The sequence below is a fragment of the Deltaproteobacteria bacterium genome (assembly GCA_018668695.1).
Lineage (GTDB): Bacteria > Myxococcota > XYA12-FULL-58-9 > XYA12-FULL-58-9 > JABJBS01 > JABJBS01.
This window is the reverse complement of record JABJBS010000383.1, coordinates 91,963-108,230: the sequence shown is the minus strand read 5'-3', so window position 1 is coordinate 108,230 and position 16,268 is coordinate 91,963. Positions and strand designations below refer to the sequence as shown.

Annotated in this window: 16 protein-coding genes; 8 read left to right on the top strand and 8 right to left on the bottom strand. The window is 51.4% G+C overall.

Going from position 1 to position 16,268, the window contains the following annotated elements; all coding sequences use genetic code 11:
• Positions 1 to 42: 42 nt before the first annotated feature.
• The 6 genes from HOK28_22790 to HOK28_22765 all read left to right on the top strand — a co-directional run bounded on the left by HOK28_22790 (position 43) and on the right by HOK28_22765 (position 6,370).
• Positions 43 to 684, top strand: a complete 642-nt coding sequence (locus tag HOK28_22790) for a ComF family protein (protein ID MBT6435937.1) — start codon at positions 43 to 45, stop codon at positions 682 to 684.
• A 112-nt stretch (positions 685 to 796) separates the two neighbouring features.
• On the top strand, positions 797 to 2,089 hold the full coding sequence (locus HOK28_22785; protein MBT6435936.1) for a hypothetical protein: 1,293 nt from the start codon (positions 797 to 799) through the stop codon (positions 2,087 to 2,089).
• Between the two features lie 63 nt (positions 2,090 to 2,152).
• Positions 2,153 to 3,289, top strand: a complete 1,137-nt coding sequence (gene alr / locus HOK28_22780) for an alanine racemase (protein ID MBT6435935.1) — start codon at positions 2,153 to 2,155, stop codon at positions 3,287 to 3,289.
• Complete coding sequence (locus HOK28_22775) at positions 3,286 to 4,071, top strand: ABC transporter permease (GenBank protein ID MBT6435934.1); 786 nt, start codon at positions 3,286 to 3,288, stop codon at positions 4,069 to 4,071. Before alr ends, HOK28_22775 begins: the two co-directional genes overlap by 4 nt.
• Positions 4,072 to 4,073: 2 nt before the next feature.
• Positions 4,074 to 4,811: an ABC transporter ATP-binding protein gene (locus HOK28_22770; GenBank protein MBT6435933.1), complete on the top strand. Its 738-nt coding sequence runs from the start codon at positions 4,074 to 4,076 to the stop codon at positions 4,809 to 4,811.
• Positions 4,808 to 6,370: an MCE family protein gene (locus tag HOK28_22765; protein MBT6435932.1), complete on the top strand. Its 1,563-nt coding sequence runs from the start codon at positions 4,808 to 4,810 to the stop codon at positions 6,368 to 6,370. The genes HOK28_22770 and HOK28_22765 overlap by 4 nt, the downstream gene beginning before the upstream one ends.
• Positions 6,371 to 6,393: 23 nt before the next feature.
• Here the strand turns inward: HOK28_22765 and miaB are convergent, their stop codons facing one another.
• The 3 genes from miaB to HOK28_22750 are packed head-to-tail and all read right to left on the bottom strand — an operon-like array spanning position 6,394 to position 8,792.
• Positions 6,394 to 7,893 carry a tRNA (N6-isopentenyl adenosine(37)-C2)-methylthiotransferase MiaB gene (gene miaB / locus HOK28_22760; protein ID MBT6435931.1) on the bottom strand — a complete coding sequence of 500 codons (1,500 nt, stop codon included), beginning with the start codon at positions 7,891 to 7,893 and terminating at the stop codon, positions 6,394 to 6,396.
• 56 nt (positions 7,894 to 7,949) lie between these two features.
• Positions 7,950 to 8,531, bottom strand: coding sequence for a nicotinate (nicotinamide) nucleotide adenylyltransferase (gene nadD, locus HOK28_22755; GenBank protein ID MBT6435930.1), 582 nt, complete (start codon positions 8,529 to 8,531; stop codon positions 7,950 to 7,952).
• Between the two features lie 9 nt (positions 8,532 to 8,540).
• Positions 8,541 to 8,792: a zinc ribbon domain-containing protein gene (locus tag HOK28_22750; GenBank protein MBT6435929.1), complete on the bottom strand. Its 252-nt coding sequence runs from the start codon at positions 8,790 to 8,792 to the stop codon at positions 8,541 to 8,543.
• A gap of 112 nt (positions 8,793 to 8,904) precedes the next feature.
• Here HOK28_22750 and lnt point away from each other — a divergent pair, with 112 nt between their 5' ends.
• Positions 8,905 to 10,446, top strand: a complete 1,542-nt coding sequence (gene lnt, locus HOK28_22745) for an apolipoprotein N-acyltransferase (GenBank protein ID MBT6435928.1) — start codon at positions 8,905 to 8,907, stop codon at positions 10,444 to 10,446.
• On the opposite strand, the gene truB is transcribed toward lnt, so the two are convergent.
• Positions 10,443 to 11,366, bottom strand: coding sequence for a tRNA pseudouridine(55) synthase TruB (gene truB, locus HOK28_22740; GenBank protein MBT6435927.1), 924 nt, complete (start codon positions 11,364 to 11,366; stop codon positions 10,443 to 10,445). The two genes, lnt and truB, sit on opposite strands and share 4 nt — an antisense overlap.
• On the bottom strand, positions 11,366 to 11,905 hold the full coding sequence (rbfA, locus tag HOK28_22735) for a 30S ribosome-binding factor RbfA (protein ID MBT6435926.1): 540 nt from the start codon (positions 11,903 to 11,905) through the stop codon (positions 11,366 to 11,368). Before rbfA ends, truB begins: the two co-directional genes overlap by 1 nt.
• A gap of 124 nt (positions 11,906 to 12,029) precedes the next feature.
• Here rbfA and HOK28_22730 point away from each other — a divergent pair, with 124 nt between their 5' ends.
• Positions 12,030 to 12,629, top strand: coding sequence for a dephospho-CoA kinase (locus HOK28_22730; GenBank protein ID MBT6435925.1), 600 nt, complete (start codon positions 12,030 to 12,032; stop codon positions 12,627 to 12,629).
• Between the two features lie 7 nt (positions 12,630 to 12,636).
• Here HOK28_22730 and HOK28_22725 read toward each other — a convergent pair whose 3' ends face one another.
• The 3 genes from HOK28_22725 to rfbC are packed head-to-tail and all read right to left on the bottom strand — an operon-like array spanning position 12,637 to position 16,138.
• Entirely contained in the window at positions 12,637 to 14,631 is a 1,995-nt protein-coding gene (locus HOK28_22725) for an OmpA family protein (protein MBT6435924.1), read from the bottom strand.
• Between the two features lie 55 nt (positions 14,632 to 14,686).
• Complete coding sequence (gene rfbA / locus HOK28_22720) at positions 14,687 to 15,568, bottom strand: glucose-1-phosphate thymidylyltransferase RfbA (GenBank protein MBT6435923.1); 882 nt, start codon at positions 15,566 to 15,568, stop codon at positions 14,687 to 14,689.
• Between the two features lie 21 nt (positions 15,569 to 15,589).
• Positions 15,590 to 16,138 (bottom strand): dTDP-4-dehydrorhamnose 3,5-epimerase, encoded by a 549-nt coding sequence (gene rfbC, locus HOK28_22715; protein ID MBT6435922.1) that lies wholly within the window; start codon positions 16,136 to 16,138, stop codon positions 15,590 to 15,592.
• Between the last annotated feature and the right edge of the window lie 130 nt (positions 16,139 to 16,268).

The window sequence follows — 16,268 nt, the reverse complement described above, 5'->3', positions numbered from 1 at the left end:
GCTCATAAAGCACCATCATGGCGGTGTTATTTAGACGCCGCCATGATGACTTTGTTTCCCGTGACCTGTGGAGGATGCAACCGAGCACTTTCCATGCGGCCCCAATATTTACTCTGCGAATTATGTTCCCAAGCCCTCCTGGAAAACCCTTGCCCCCGCTTTAGACCCGCTCAATCCAATACAAGCTGCTACGCCCCTTATCTCTATGGGGGAACTCTAGAGACCATGCTTTGGCGCGCGAAATTTAGAGGGCGTGAAGACCTTGCCATGGCGCTCGGCCGGCTTTTGGCAGAGCACCAGCCCGCTCAAGATTTAGCCTCTCAGTGTGAACTTATTGCCCCGATTCCACTAAGCCTTAGGCGGCATTTAGATCGAGGCTACAATCAAAGCGCTCATATCGCGCAAAGCTTAGCTGATACCTTGAAGCTGCCCATGCTCACCCACTGGCGACGGCGCCACACCCAGCCTCAGCACCTGCTCGGTCGGCGTGAGCGCCAGCAAAACATTAAAAATGCGTTTAAGCCCGCTCAAGGCGTTGAGAATAAGACGGTTTTACTTATCGACGACGTCGTAACCACCGGTTACACCTTAGCCGAGGCCGCGAGGACATTGCGCCGCTCTGGGGCCCGTAAGGTTCATACCCTAGCCTTAACTCAAGCAAATTGGTCCTACCTAAAAACTTAACCATAACTTGAACTTAAGTAAATGTAGCGAGGTTGAGCAGACATGCCTTGATTGACAATTAAGAAAAAGGCCGTCTAGTCTCACGCCAAGCGAATCTGCCACGGGGGAAAATATGAACTTAGGACGCGTTTTAGCACTTTGTTGCCTTACTTTAATTTTGGGACTGGCCGCCTGCGGGCAAAACCGCAACACGGGTCCTGCCGACCCGACGGATACGACAGATCCCAGTGATACGTCGGGCCTTTGCCTAAGCGATGCCGACTGTGAAGGCGGAGTTTGCGTGGGCGGAGCATGTCAGTCCGAAGAGCCTATAGAAGACACGCCGTGCACTGACGATACCGATTGCCCCGCAGACGAGTATTGCCAGCAACCAAGCGGCACAACTTATGACCCATCGAGCGAAGGCATTTGTGTGCCAGATTGTAGCTCCAACGATGACTGCTCCGTTGGGCAAGAATGCATCGACGGGCGCTGCTTTTCGAACTACGACTGTGATCCTGCCAATAACAGCTGCGACTGCCCAGGTGGTGAAGTATGCAATGGTCAAACCCGTTCATGCAGCGCGCCACCGGCAACCTGTTACTTCAACCAACAATGCCCCTGCGACTGGCTTTGCAATGCCGATAACGAGTGCTTTGACCCGAACAACCTGGGCGGCTGTACCGACGATACCGATTGCAACGACGTTGCCGGTTGCCAGGACGGAAGTTGTGAATGCGTAGATGGTGCTTGTAGACCCGCTGACAGCTGCAGTGGACCTGGTGATTGCCCCAATGGCTCATATTGCGCCAACGGCGTATGCCAGCCTTCACCACCGTGCAACGACCAGCTCGATTGCACTCCTTACGGCCTCGTTTGCGAGGAGCCTTATTGTGTGGATCCTGACCCATGCGACAACGGCAATTGCCCACCCGGGTTTACCTGCGCCGACAACTACAATCCGGCGGTATGTCTGCCCGACGGCTCTGGAGAATGTACACAAGACATTCAATGCCCTGCGGGAGAATATTGTGACCTATTCAGTAATACCTGTGCACCGGGTTGCCGCGATGATGCCGATTGCGTGGGCCAATGCGCTGGTTCAAGTATTTGCACGTGCAACAACAGTCGCCAATGCGTCGCCGATGGCAGCGGTTCGCTCGGAGGTCCTTGTGATGCCGACAGCCAGTGTCCCGGCGGCACCATCTGCGCCTATGACGACCCTCAAGCTGGTCTTACTTGTGACCTCATTCCAGTTGGCAACTGTGACAAGAGCTGCCGACAAGTCTGTGACCTGGCGACCAGCGCCATCTTTGAAACCTGCCCAGCAGGACAAAGCTGCGGCGGCGATGACGCTGTTCAAGCCCTGCTTAACGAGCTGCTCGGATCAGCCTTTGGCAACTCAAGCGGCAGCGTCTGTTACTAAATTGAAGCGTTAAGAGCCAAGCCGCGAAGAAACCTAAACTCTTCGCGGCTTGACACAAATCCTGTGTCGGTCAACATACCGGCTATGTTCTATCGCCCCACTCAAGTCGCCGTTGATCTTCAAGCATTAAGGCAAAACGCGGCCGCTATTGCCAAGCTGCACCCCGATGTTCAACTTTGCGCAGTCGTCAAAGCCGACGCCTATGGACACGGAAGCGTTGAAATCGCGCGAACCCTCGCTGATGCAGGTGTTGCATGGCTCGCAGTCGCTTTGGTCGAAGAAGGTATTCGGCTACGTGAAGCCGGGATCGACTTACCCATTCTTGTGCTTGGCGCACTTGTGAACGAAGCCGCTGAGGCTTTGGTGAAATTTAAACTCATCCCAACCGTATTCGAAGTCGAACAATTGGAAGCACTATCTAAAGCAGCTGGGTCGAGCTCCCTAAAGCTCCATTTAAAAGTCGACACGGGTATGTCCAGGCTTGGCGTTCAGCCCGAGCAATTAGGTGCATTTTTACAAGAGCTAAAAAATCACCCTAATTTGGTTCTCGACGGTGTGATGACTCACCTCCAAAATGCTGATCTTGAAGATACGCCGCGTAACCAAGCCCAAATCGAAGCGTTCGAAAATGCACTAAGCCAAGTAAAAAGTGCCGGGTTTTCACCCCAGCACCGCCATCTCTCCAACAGTGCTGCGACACTCACCTTAGAAAATACTAGCCAGAATTTATTACGACCGGGCTTGGTCATGTATGGTTTAAGTCCAATGCAAACCAATGTGCCCAAAGCTTTAACGCCCTTGATGCGCTGGACGACCCGACCGCTGCAGATCAAAGAGATTGCTGCCGGAGAGCGGGTAAGTTACGGCGGACACTTTGTTGCCAAACGCGCCACCAAAATAGCTGTTCTCCCGGTTGGCTATGCCGATGGGTACCGGCGCAGCTTTGAGGGAAAAGCAGATGTTTTGATTCAGGGACGACGCGCACCCATTGTGGGCAGCATCTGCATGGATCTGTGCATGGTCGATGTCACCGACTTTGAAAACATCACTCAACAAGATGAGGTTGTTCTGATGGGCAGCCAAGGCACAGAGTGCATTACAACCTACGACCTTGCCCAATGGGCAGGTACCATTGCCTACGAAATTACCTGCGGCATCAGTGACCGAGTTCCACGTCAATACACGGGTGCACCATCATGATAGGGCCGTTGACTCGGGCCGGTGAGAAAACCATCGCGTTCTTCACCGAGCTCGGCAATATGGCGATTTTTCTCGGGCGGGTATGCCTGCTGGCACTCAAGCCTCCCTACCGCTTTAAACTCTTGCTTGAGCAAATGGAATTTGTTGGCGTTGGCTCACTTTTTATCGTTCTGCTCACCGGAACCTTCACCGGGGCTGTCTTCACATTGCAGACCATTACCGGACTTCAACGTGTCGGTATGGAAAACGTCGTTGGCTCCACCGTTATGCTTGCGGTCAGCCGAGAGCTTGCCCCTGTACTTACAAGCCTCATGGTAACTGGCCGGGTTGGCTCTGCTATGGCCACTGAGCTTGGTACCATGCGGGTGTCAGAACAAATCGATGCGATGGAAGTCATGGCCATCGACCCCATTAAATACCTTGTGGTACCTCGGATTATCGCTAGTTCCATTATGGTACCAGCCTTGAGCGTCTTGTTTTGCGTCGTTGCTGCTCTTGGCTCGTATGCAGTCGCAGTTTTGATGATGGGACTTGATGAAGGAGCCTTCGTCGCCCGAATCGAGTGGTTACTTGATCCCTACGATTTTATGCACGGCATGGTAAAATCCGTCTTCTTTGGCGTCTTAATCGCCTTGATCGGCTGCTACCGAGGATTTTATGCCAGTGGAGGCGCCCGCGGCGTCGGAAATGCCACCACTCAGGCGGTAGTTATTGGCTCAATTTCGATATTTGTGCTCGACTATATACTCACAAGCATTTTGCTTCTTTGGGCACCGGCGTAGATATGATCGAGATTCGAGACCTAAGAAAAAGCTTTGGCGGTACAGAGGTCTTAAAAGGTGTTTCATTCAATGTGCGGCCAGGCACCACACGGGTCATCTTGGGCCTCTCTGGGTCCGGTAAGTCCGTGTTGATGAAACATATGATTGGCCTCATGAAACCAGACTCGGGGCAAATATTGGTCAACGGGGAAGACGTTTGCCAAATGAAAACCCCCGCTCTTCTCAAACTAAGAACCAAATTCGGGATGGTTTTTCAACAAGCCGCTCTTTTTGATTCCATGACTGTTTGGGAAAATGTGGCCTTTCCTCTACTTGAACATACTCAGCTTTCTCATGAAGAGGTCGACAAACGTGTACTCGCCAAACTTGCCTTGGTCGGCCTCGAGACATCCGTTAACAAATTCCCTTCGGAACTCTCAGGCGGAATGCGTAAACGGGTTGGGCTGGCCCGCGCGGTGATTCTTGACCCCGAGGTCGTGCTTTATGACGAACCCACCACAGGCCTCGACCCTATTACCACAGACAACGTTGATCAGATGATTTTAGACGCCGCCCAACGGCTACAGGTTACCAGTGTGGTCATCTCCCACGATGTTGGTAGCGCCATAAAAGTTGCGGATGACATCGCAGTCCTCCATAAAGGTGAGGTGGTAGAAGATTGTGCGTCGAGTGAGATTCGTCATTCGAAGCATCCTTTTGTTCAAGAGTTTTTAAACACTTGGTTTGGGAAACAAGAATGATACGAGCACCATTACTTGTCGGTCTCGTCTTGCTTACGGCTGTTACAGCCATGAGCTGGTTTTTGATGAAAACCAGTAAAGATAAGTTCAGCGATGAAGCCACTTATCCAGTCTACGCTGACTTCGTTGACGCTTCAGGCATTCGCTGGAAAACACGGGTTCAAATCAACGGAATCGATGTTGGTAAAATCGGCGGCATTGAGCACTTACGCCTCGACAACGGCCGGCTCGTTGCGCGCGTCACCGTGAGAATCCTAAACGACTACACCGTGTACCAAGACGCCGCCATCAAAAAGGCAGCCGAATCCCTACTGGGTGATTTTCGCCTCGACCTCGATCCCGGGAACCGCGGCGCGGGTGTGCTCAAACCTGAGGGAATTATTGGCCGTGTCCAAAGCGTTTCCGACATGGATGCCATCCAGTCCGAACTTAAATACGTCGCCTCCAACGTGAAAGAAATTACCGACAGCTTCCGGCGGGTTCTCTCGGGTCCAGAAGCCGAAGGCTCAATCGAAGCCATCTTTAAGCGCGTTGAAAACTCTCTTGCCGCTTTAGAAACAACGACTCGTGTCGTGGCAGGTAGCTTAGAGCGCAACGATAACAACATCGACGCCATCCTTGGTGATGTGCGCGCCTTTACCGGCAACTTGGCTTCAACCACCGGCAACCAAGGTGACATCACCAAGATCACATCCAATTTAGCCAGCCTGAGCAGCAGGCTCGACCTCTTGGCCGCACGCATGAGTGACGCCATCTATGGGGAAGCCGGTGCTGAAATATCTGATTCACCGCTTCGTCAAAGTATTGATAACCTCACTGAAAGTGTCGCCCACCTCAACAGCATTACTCGCAAAATTGATGATGGCACTGGCACGATGGGGCGGATTATCAACGACCCAAGTATCTCTGAGAAGGTAGAAGAAACACTCGATAGTACCAATGAGTTGTTCGGGGGTCTTTCACGGCTCGAAACTCAAGTAGAGCTTCGTTCGGAATTTGATGTCCCGTTCCAATCTGGCGGTGACCAGGCCGGCACCGGCATTAAAAATATTGTCGGTGTTGCCATCAAACCAAGGCCCGACAAAAGCTATATTCTCGAAGCAGTCGCAGATCATAGAGGTAGACAAAACCGGGAAGTGACACGTGAAACCGTAACTGTTGACGGAGAAGAAAGCGCACAAATCACAGAGACGTACACAACAAACTACAATGTGATGAAGTTTTCCGCCCAATTTGCAAAACGTTATTACTTTGCAACCCTGCGTTTCGGAATCATTGAGAACACCGGCGGGCTCGGTTTAAACCTTCACGCCCTCAACGACTCCCTAGAGTTAAGACTTGATGCCTTTGATTTTGAAAGGCGCTTCTTAGACAGTGGCGAAGTTCGTCCGCCACGGTTACGCGGAACGTTTCTATACGAATTCTTCGATCACCTTTGGCTCCAAGCGGGTATCGATGACCCCTTCAACGCAGACCTTGCGCAATGGTTTCTCGGAGGAGCGTTGCGCTTTACGGATGAGGACTTGAAGACATTGATGACTGTGGCGCCGAGTCCTTAAAACAAGAACTCCCTACCAAAGACTTAGATAGCAAGCTGGCTTGCAGTAGAAACCTCGGAGCGGCTTTCGGTAGGCTTGGCTGGATTGGCCAGCTCGCCTTGAATCGTAAGATTCGTCGCGCCAGTGGCTCGCACTCTTACGATGTCACCGATTTGCTCACGCTTACCATCGAAAATAACGATTTCATCGCCTTGAGTTCTACCCACCAAACGGCAATCGGAAGTGCTGAGCTTTTCCCAACCCAATTGGACTTCACCTGCTTGAGGCTTGGCTCGCAGTTTACTTTCACCTTCCACCAAAACATCGAAAGTTTTTCCTTCGTAGGCTTGGTGTAATTCCAGGCTAATCTGCGCCTGGATACCCAGAAGCTCAACGTTGCGCTTTTTCTTCACTGCATCTGGGATGTTGTCTTCAAGGCGCTTGTTGCTCACCGTGCCGGGGCGGGGAGAATACTTGAAAATAAAGCAGCTCTTGTAACGTGCTTTATTCAGCAGCTCGATGCTTGCCTGATGATCTTCTTCTGTCTCATTCGGAAAACCAACAATCATATCGCCGGCCAAACGAATATTCGGCATCCGTGAGCGTGCTCGGTCTAGGAGATCGAGATACTGCTCGACGGTATAACCGCGATTCATCTTTTTGAGCATCGTGTTGGAGCCGCTTTGTGCGGGGATGTGGAGGTAGCGGCAAATGCGCGGGCTCTCCGCCATTGCATCCAAAGCATCATCGGTAAAGTCACGTGGGTACGAAGTTAGAAACCTCAACCGCGGTAAATCGGGGTTGGAATCGTGAACGCGTCTTAGGAGATCTGCAAATGAGTAAGCCGTGCCATTTTCAGTGTACTTATAATGGTTCACTGTTTGGCCAAGAAGCGTAACTTCTTTAACACCACTTCCAACTAGCTTCTTCACCTCTTCGATGATGTGCGAAACCGGGCGGTGTACTTCGGGGCCGCGAGTAAACGGGACCACGCAGAAAGCACAAAACTTATTACAGCCACGGGTAATTCGAACATAGGCCTGCGACTGAGCATCTGCAGGAGAGAAGGCCCGAGACAAATCGAGATTTTCTAAATTGTCCTCAGCAGCCTGAAGCGTTTTGGAACGTCTTGAGGTGTGACCGGCCAGTGAAATTTGGGTACCGCGGTTGTTCACAGCGTTATCTACCAAAAGGGGAATCTGGTCGAGATTAGATGGACCGCACACGATATCAACATGCTTCATGCGGTCTGAGATGCCTTTGCCCTCACGCTCGGCCATACAGCCCAAAACACCTACAACAAGATCTGGCTTCTCTTTTTGCTTCGCAATCGCGAGGCGGCCAAGAGCAGACCAGACTTTGTGCTCACTAAGCTCACGGATGGAGCATGTATTGAGCAGCACAATGTCGGCGTCATCACTTTGGTCAACAAAGCCATAGCCCAAAGCCTCAAGCTGACCTTGTACCAATTGGGAGTCCAAAACATTCATCTGGCACCCGTAAGTGCTCAGAAAAACCTTACCTTTTTCATTTTTCTCGGTCATATGTGGCCTCGTCTAGCAGGTCGAACTAAGGGCGTCTACCAGGAAACATTGAAAAATCAAGGGTTCGGCCCATAGAGAGCCGATCGCAGCAGATAATCCTGTATTGTAGCCGGCACTAAACCCTCAACTGACAGGCCCGATGCAAGCCTCTCCCGAATATCACGGCTGGATATTTCGGGGAGCTCTACTTCGAAAGCCTCGTCCGTTAGCTCAGATTGAAAGCCGCCGCGGCCGACAACCACTATTTTCACGAGGGCTTTCAAGTCTTGGAACCGGTACCAGCTCTCGCGTTCAGCTAAGAGGTCTGCGCCCATGAGCATGGCGAACGACTTGTCGGGGTACTTTTGCTTCAACGCGCTAAACAGCTCGAAAGTTCGAACAGGGCTTTCAAGCTCTTGTTCAATGGTGTTGACGCTGGCGCGCGGACCCAGAGGAGCGGTCATGAGCTTGCACATCTGCACCCGCTGCTCGAAATCGACCAGATCTTTGCCAAATGGATGCTGATGAACGGGAACGACCCACAAGGCCTCTGCACCAAGCGCTTCAAGCCCGTAGAGGCAAGCCAATTGGTGACCCATGTGTGGGGGATTAAAACTTCCACCGTAGATCAGGGTGTGGCCCTTAAGTGGGGAAGCCATCTTTTATGATCAATCTGAGCTGGAAGGCTTAGTTGATTTGGATGAGTCGGACGAAGCCTTCGCCTCTTTTTTCTTTTTGCCGCCAGAGTAACCATCGGCATACCAGCCGCCTCCCTTTAAGACGAAAGAGGTCTGACTTAGCATTTTACCAACTTTACGGCTTCTGCAATCTGGGCAAGTCTTCGGCGCTGGGTCACTTATTCTTTGGAGTAATTCCCAAAGGTGGCCACATTTTCCGCACTGATACTCATACATTGGCATGGGTAGTCCCTTTCAACATCGGACACATTCAACGGTGCCACCTATAAAGAGGGATTGCCCTTTTCGTCAAGCACTTGGATGCACACTTCAAATTGCGTATACACCGTAGACCGTGTTTAAAAATTTTCGCACATTTATCGTCTCCCGGCGACGCCAACTTGGATTGGCCCTGCTCAGCGGCATTCTTTATTTCGTTGGGTTTTGTGGCTTTGGTCAGTGGTGGATGTCGTGGTTTTGCCTGGTCCCCGTCCTGCTCGCACTAGACGATGAGACTCTTACTGGCAAAGAAGCCCTCGGAATTGCTTGGCTTTTCGGACTTGTCAGCCACATGGGTGGTTACTATTGGATTGTTCATATGCTTCACCGGTTTGGCTTTTTGCCCGTGCCGGTGGCGCTCTTGGGCTGGTTACTGCTGTGTATCGCACAAGGTTCTTTGCTTGGCGTATGGGGCTACAGCATCCATAAATTTCGCCAAAAATGCAGATTTCCGCTCTGGATCTCGGCCGTACCGGTCATGATCTTAGCAGAATGGCTATGGCCGGCGCTCTTTCCCTCGTACCTTTCCAACTCGCAATTCAGACAAATTTGGCTGATTCAGAGCCTTGAATGGATGGGACCCCTCGGACTCACAGGTCTGATGACCTTTGCCAGTGCCGTATTGTTTCAAGCTCACCAGTGGAAATGGAAAGGCGATAGACCTTTCCCACTCAAAGGAGCCATCTTGTTTGCGGCCTTGTTCATCGCAAACCTTGGCTTTGGAATTCAGGCCGTTGATGCAATCGACCAAAAGGTCGCTGAGGCGCCCAAGAAAATTAAACTTGGTCTCGTGCAAGCCAACATGGGCATCTACGAGAAACGCAGCGCACCGGGCGAAGGGCTCAAACGCCACCGTGACCAAAGCCTTGAACTTCAGTGGCAAGAAGCCGATCTCATTATTTGGCCGGAAAGTGGCTACTTCTACAGCATTCGCAAAGGTACCAAGAACCTAAAACGCCAAGTCCTGGGGCAAATTCAAAAGCCGCTGCTCTTTGGTGGGCTCACCGTCGAGAACCCCGGGAAAGACCAAAAGTTTTATAACTCGGCTTATTTGGTCGACGGCAAAGGCGATGTTCAAGGGACCTACGACAAAACTTATTTACTCGCCTTTGGAGAGTACATTCCGCTGGGCGAAACATTTCCTTGGATTTACAAGCTCTCGCCCAATACCGGAAAATTTACTCCAGGCAATCATACCAAGCCCCTCGAACTCGACGGTATCAAATACGGTGTTCTGATCTGCTACGAAGATATTCTTCCGGGATTTGTTCGCAAAGCAATGAAGCATCAGCCCGATATCCTCGTGAATATTACCAATGATGCTTGGTTTGGTGACACCCACGAGCCCGTTATTCACTTAGCACTGGCAACATTTCGAGCCGTTGAGCAAAGGCGCTTTCTTGCCCGGGCAACCAATACGGGGATCAGCGCATTTGTTGATCCTGCGGGGCGCATCATCTCACAGACCCCCACTTTTGAGAGGGCAAACCTCATGGCCGAGGTGGCGCCGCTTCAAGGTGTGACACTCTACCAAGAGCTAGGCGATTGGCCTGGCTTTGTTTCGGTACTGATGATGTTGGGTTTGGTGCTGCGCTATCGGCAGCGCGAAGAAGACTAAGCTAGAACGCGTTCGGTTTTAAGCGCCTGCTTTTCGCGGCGAACGCTGCCCAGTTCCTCACTTGTATACAGACTGCGCGCAATCCCAATCAGATCACCTTGAAGCGTACGAAGCATTAATGCGTCATCCAATTTAAAATCAGGTAGATCTAAGGTACGTAGATCGGCAACGGTCAGTTGGTAACCATTTTTAATCATAGCGCCAATGTCTGCAGGTATCTCAACCGTGGGAAGAGCGGTGAGAGCATCTCCCATACTCAGCGTAAGCTCTTCAGCTTTTTGCGGAGCATCTGCCAAATCATCAATGGTGATTGCACTCGATAAATCGAAATTCCCAACACGTGTTCTTCGCAGTGCTGAGAGGTGGCCTCCACAGCCAAGCGCTTCGCCAATATCGAGGGCTAAAACACGAATATAAGTGCCTGAAGTACAGGTTACGTCCACTTCAATATTGGTTCCATCAAAGCTAATAAGCTTCAGCTCGTCGATGTGAACATCTTTGGCTTCTCGCTCTACTTCAACACCCTGGCGAGCGAGTTCGTAGAGTTTTTTACCGTCGATTTTCTTTGCGGAGTACATCGGTGGTACCTGTTTGATATCACCGCGGAACTTTTCCAGTACCGCTTCCACCTGCTCTTCGGTCACGTCGACCGGCTTCTCTTCTAAAACCTGGCCTACGGCGTCTAAGGTGTCTGTGGTAACGCCCAAACAAATCATGCCGCGGTAGCTTTTGTCGCAACCAACTAAGTAGCGTGAGAGTTTGGTCGCTTTACCTAAAACAATCGGCAGCACGCCCGTGGCTGCTGGATCTAAGGTACCTGTGTGCCCGACTTTCTTCATCCGCAATACTTTGCGAACGGATGCAACAACATCATGAGAAGTGGGTCCTGCTGACTTATCGATGATTAGAACGCCGTTCATCACTTACCTCGTTTGGGATTTTTACGACCTGTCTGACCGCGCGCGGGTTTGCGGCGACGGTTGCCTCGGTGCTCTTCGTTTTCTTTGCGCCTCTGGTCGTCAAGAGCGCGGCCGCGATCATGAAGCGCGCTGCGATTATCCGTAACCGCAATGGTCTCCTGCGCCGTCGCATCCGGTGCGTCAGCGTCGCCGCGATCAATAGCGCCCAAGACTTGTTCAAGCCGCTGCGCACCGTCGAGTGTTTCGTCCAAAACAAACTCTAGATCGGGGACGAACTTAAGCCGCAATACTTGGCCAAGCTCCCGCTTAATAAACCCTGCAGCAGCATTTAGGCCGGCAAGTGATTCTTCACGTTCAGCTTTTTCGGTATAGGCCGAAATATAAATACGTGCATGGCGTAAATCACCGGCGACCCTTACTTCCGTAATGGTTACAAATCCGATGCGAGGATCATGGAGGCCCGATGTCAGAAGCCGGCTGATCTCTTGTTGGAGCATCTGACCGACCCGCTGAGGGCGCTTATCTTGAGAGCGAGGCATTCGAGGCCTCGTAATCGCCTCGCCCCGAGTTGTCAACGGATGGTTGATTTATTTAGCAATTTTGGAAGATCAACCTGAGGTCGTGGCGCTTTCCCCACAGGCAAAAGCTTGATAGCCCACTCATATGAAGATGATCGGACTCACAGGCGGCATTGCCAGCGGCAAATCGACAGTCACGGCTATCATACGAGCCAAAGACATACCCGTCATCGATGCGGATGCGCTTTACCACGGCTTAATCTCACCCCAAGACAATCAGCCCAGTGAGTTGGCCCTTAAAATTAACGATGCCTTTCCCGGGGTGCTCTTGGGCGACGGAAATGTAAACCGTTCCCTGCTTGGCTCCAAAGTCTTCGGTCACCCAGAAGAGCTGAAAAAGCTTAGCGCAATCACCCACCCGGCGGTTGGTACCGCCTTTATGTTCAAGGTCCAAGAACTCCAAGAGGCGGGAACGGCTTTGGCTATGTACGACGTGCCACTTCTTTATGAACGCGGGATGGAAACGATGCTGGCGGGGGTCTTAGTCGTGTGGGTACCTCGCGCCATTCAGCTTGAGCGGCTGATGGAGAGAGAGCAAATCGAACTGGCCGATGCTGAAAAGAGATTGGCCTCACAGCTTTCTTTGGATGATAAAAAATCTCGAGCCAATTGGGTTATCGATAATTCAGGCAGCCGCGACGCGACAAAAAAACAAGTCTTGGAATGGTTAAGCGACCAAGCTTAAACGCACTTTAAAACTGCATCTCAAAATCGATGCCTGGAGTCGGAACAGTAGCCGGCTCAGTTACGTTACCAACGGGCGTACCCAGTGGCTCTTCTTCTTCCACCACAAAATCAACTCGGTCAGATTTTTCACCGGCTGTAGATCCGCGCGGTACCAATACAAGTCGATCCGACGAGATACCTTGCTTCTTCAAGAAGCGTTCGACCACCGCGGCTCGTGTTTTGCTAAACTTCTGATTCTTGCGTTTCGAGCTCAGCGAATTTACGTGGGTGACAACAAGGATTTTGGTCCAATGTTTGTGCGCCTTAATAATAGCCGCGACTTGTAAAAGAACCCGCTTGCCTTTCACCGTTAGCTTAAGGCCCCGGTACTTAAACGCCACGGGTTGCTGAAACTCCAGGCGACCCTCACCCACGCTTACGTAGGCAGGATACTTGCCCTTGTCTGGACAACCATCGGTGTCGGACTCAAAATTATAAGTTTCTGGCTTGAGTGGGCACTTGTCCAACGCATCTAGAATACCGTCGCGGTCGTTGTCCTCAGCACAGCCATCGGTGTCCTCAACTCCATCAAGGTCTTCTGGGTATAGAGGGCAGGCGTCCGTTAAATCAGGCACCCCATCGAGGTCGTTATCTAAATCAGGGCAACCGTCCTCATCCTGAAAGCCATCTAAATCCTCGGCTTCCATTGGGCACCGGTCCGCTCCATCGGCAAAACCATCACCGTCATTGTCGAAATCAGCGCAGCCATCCTCATCCTGGAAGCCATCCAAATCTTCTTGGTCACCTGGGCACTTATCGGTTTCGTCCGGTACGCCATCGCCATCATCGTCAACATCAGGGCAGCCGTCGTCGTCGCGAATACCATCTCTATCTTCTGGATCGTTGGGGCAGGCGTCATCTTCGTCGAGCACCATATCACCGTCATTGTCTGAGTCGGGACATCCATCGTCGTCTTCAAAGCCGTCTAGATCTTCTGGTTTACTGATACACTCATCTCGGTCATCGGAAAGCCCATCGCCATCGGTATCAAGTGCCATACTGCCCGCTGAATTATAACTCAGCTCCATCATCAGACGAGGCGCCGCGGTACCATAACCAGGATGCATCCCGCCGCCGGCTCCAAGCCCGACACTCCATGTACCATCGACAGTCATGCGAGCGCCGGCCATAAAGCCCATGGGCGTAAGCGCGCTCATCGCCGCTGAGTTTTCGTCACCACCGATTCCAAAAGGTTCGCTGGCATCGGTACGTCCAAAAAATTCACCAACCGCGCTTAACGTAAAAGCTTCGCCCTGAAGGCCAATCAAATCGACACTCGCTCCAAGGTTCCAAAAAATCTCATTGGATATGGTAAGCGTTTCAATGGTGGCAGGTTTTCGATAGCGAAAGCCTGCATTGATATGAGCCGTCATCAAACCTTTATGGGACGATATATAAAGTGCGGGCTCCAAGGACACGCCGCCTTCACCGGCATAGGCTGCGCTGCCACTTGGCAAGACAACGCCTACACCCACCGCTACATCAAGTGCTCCATCGCCCAAACCAAAAAGTTTTGAGCGAGGCACCACACGAATATCACCTACTGAAACAGCACTTAGCGCGCCCAAACCGACTTCGAGCCCGGCAGCATCAAAAGCTTCACCCTCGGCGCCGCCTTGTAAAATCAGGGGGACGCTCAGGCCAACCTCAACCCATTCCCATAAGGCAACGGTGAGCGTTAAAGCGGCATCGAACCGATTGGCCACAAGTGCACCAACTTCACCTTGGCTGCCTGCCGACTGGCTGATACTTAAAACCAAAGGGTCTCGGGCGTATTGAAGCTGAAGACCTGCTCGGTAACCCAAATGTTTACCCATTTGAGCCGATTCAGTGCTCCACAGACTGCCTGTTCCCGTTGCCGGCTTAAAAAGCTGGATATCGACTTCGTAAGCCTGCGCCCCGTGCGGAATCATCACCACAAAGAAACACAGTAGACTTAGAGACTTGAAGAATTTCACCATCTGAGAATCATCGAGTACCGTAAAGATGTCCAGCGAAACATGGGCGCAAAACAGCTTAAGGGGAAACTGAAAGCTCCTTGGCCAGCTGAAGAATGTACTGACCATAACCAGATTTACTTAATGCCTCACCAAGCTTGCAAAATTGAGCATGATCGATGGTTCCCATTCGGTAGGCTACTTCTTCAATACACCCGATCTTCAAACCCTGGCGTTCTTCCACCGTTTGGATGAAATGACTCGCCTGCAGCAGCGATTGATGAGTGCCTGTATCGAGCCAGGCAATACCACGGCCCATGATTTCAACCTGCAGACTTTCATCCTCAAGATACAAACGGTTTAAGTCTGTGATTTCGAGCTCGCCCCGCGGAGATGGCTTTAAAGCTTTGGCCAGCGCCACAACACGCTCGTCATAATAATAGAGGCCCGGAACAGCGTAATGGCTTTTGGGGTGTTCAGGCTTTTCTTCTAAGCTAATCGCTAAGCCTTTATCGTCGAATTCTACCACGCCATATCGGTTAGGATCTTTCACCCAATAACCAAAGATAGTGGAAGTGCCTTTGCGCTCAGCGACCGCTTGCAGCCGATTGGCTAGGCCGTAACCGTAGAAAAGGTTATCCCCTAAAATCAAGCTGACCGGGTCACCGTTTATAAATGATTCACCAATCAGAAATGCCTGAGCTAAACCTTCTGGCTTAGGCTGCTCGGCGTATTCAATTCGAATGCCAAGCGCGCTGCCATCACCGAGCAATTTCTTAAACTGCGGTAAATCCTCTGGGGTTGAAATCAGGAGGACTTCAGTAACACCTGAAAGCATCAAGGTTGAAAGCGGGTAATAGACCATCGGTTTGTCGTAAACCGGCATCAGCTGCTTACTGGTCGCAAGTGTCAAAGGGTGCAGACGGGTTCCAGAACCACCGGCCAATATAATTCCCTTCACGGCGCTCTCCTCGTAATGATTTTAATCAAAATTATTTTCCACTTCCGCCAAAGGCTTGGCCTCTTCGTCTTTGCTGCTTAAAAGTGGGTCCGTCAGGGGCCACTGAATATTCAGGGCTGGGTCACGCCATAATACCGCGCGCTCTAATTCGGGAGTGTAGTAGTCCGTTTGTTTGTAAACGATGACCGTGTCTTCTCGCAGCGTTAAAAAACCGTGAGCAAAGCCATCTGGTACCAAAAACATTTTGTGATTTTCTTCGCTAAGTTCGACGCCGTGCCACTTGCCATACGTCGGGCTACTCTTACGAATATCGACGGCCACATCAAAAATAGCACCGCGTACACAACGCACCAGCTTCGTCAGACTTGCCGGCTGAAGTTGGTAGTGAAGGCCTCGCAACACTCCAGCCTTCGACCTACTTTCATTCTCCTGAACAAATAGGGGAAGCCCGAGCTCTTGGAAGTCTGAGTCACGAAAAGTTTCTTTAAAATACCCGCGGTGATCTCCGAAGACTTTCGGCTCCAAAACAATCAAGCCATCAAGCTCTGTAGTTGTTCTTTGAAACGCCATGCCCCCAACTCCATTCCTCGGGTCTGTGAGCCCGCCTCGGTTTCATCTTAACCGCTTCACCCGTTGAGGACCAATTTTTAAAGGAGATGGCTCTAGTCTTTACTCAAAACCCACCGGTTGATTCAGTAAG

Excerpts from the sequence above, each read along its gene's own strand:
- HOK28_22790 (MBT6435937.1), top strand. The coding sequence starts at position 43 with ATGATGACTTTGTTTCCCGTGACCTGTGGAGGATGCAACCGAGCACTT.
- HOK28_22785 (MBT6435936.1), top strand. The coding sequence starts at position 797 with ATGAACTTAGGACGCGTTTTAGCACTTTGTTGCCTTACTTTAATTTTG.
- HOK28_22775 (MBT6435934.1), top strand. The coding sequence starts at position 3,286 with ATGATAGGGCCGTTGACTCGGGCCGGTGAGAAAACCATCGCGTTCTTC.
- HOK28_22770 (MBT6435933.1), top strand. The coding sequence starts at position 4,074 with ATGATCGAGATTCGAGACCTAAGAAAAAGCTTTGGCGGTACAGAGGTC.
- HOK28_22765 (MBT6435932.1), top strand. The coding sequence starts at position 4,808 with ATGATACGAGCACCATTACTTGTCGGTCTCGTCTTGCTTACGGCTGTT.
- miaB (MBT6435931.1), bottom strand. The coding sequence starts at position 7,893 with ATGACCGAGAAAAATGAAAAAGGTAAGGTTTTTCTGAGCACTTACGGG.
- nadD (MBT6435930.1), bottom strand. The coding sequence starts at position 8,531 with ATGGCTTCCCCACTTAAGGGCCACACCCTGATCTACGGTGGAAGTTTT.
- HOK28_22750 (MBT6435929.1), bottom strand. The coding sequence starts at position 8,792 with ATGCCAATGTATGAGTATCAGTGCGGAAAATGTGGCCACCTTTGGGAA.
- truB (MBT6435927.1), bottom strand. The coding sequence starts at position 11,366 with ATGAACGGCGTTCTAATCATCGATAAGTCAGCAGGACCCACTTCTCAT.
- rbfA (MBT6435926.1), bottom strand. The coding sequence starts at position 11,905 with ATGCCTCGCTCTCAAGATAAGCGCCCTCAGCGGGTCGGTCAGATGCTC.
- HOK28_22730 (MBT6435925.1), top strand. The coding sequence starts at position 12,030 with ATGAAGATGATCGGACTCACAGGCGGCATTGCCAGCGGCAAATCGACA.
- HOK28_22725 (MBT6435924.1), bottom strand. The coding sequence starts at position 14,631 with ATGGTGAAATTCTTCAAGTCTCTAAGTCTACTGTGTTTCTTTGTGGTG.
- rfbC (MBT6435922.1), bottom strand. The coding sequence starts at position 16,138 with ATGGCGTTTCAAAGAACAACTACAGAGCTTGATGGCTTGATTGTTTTG.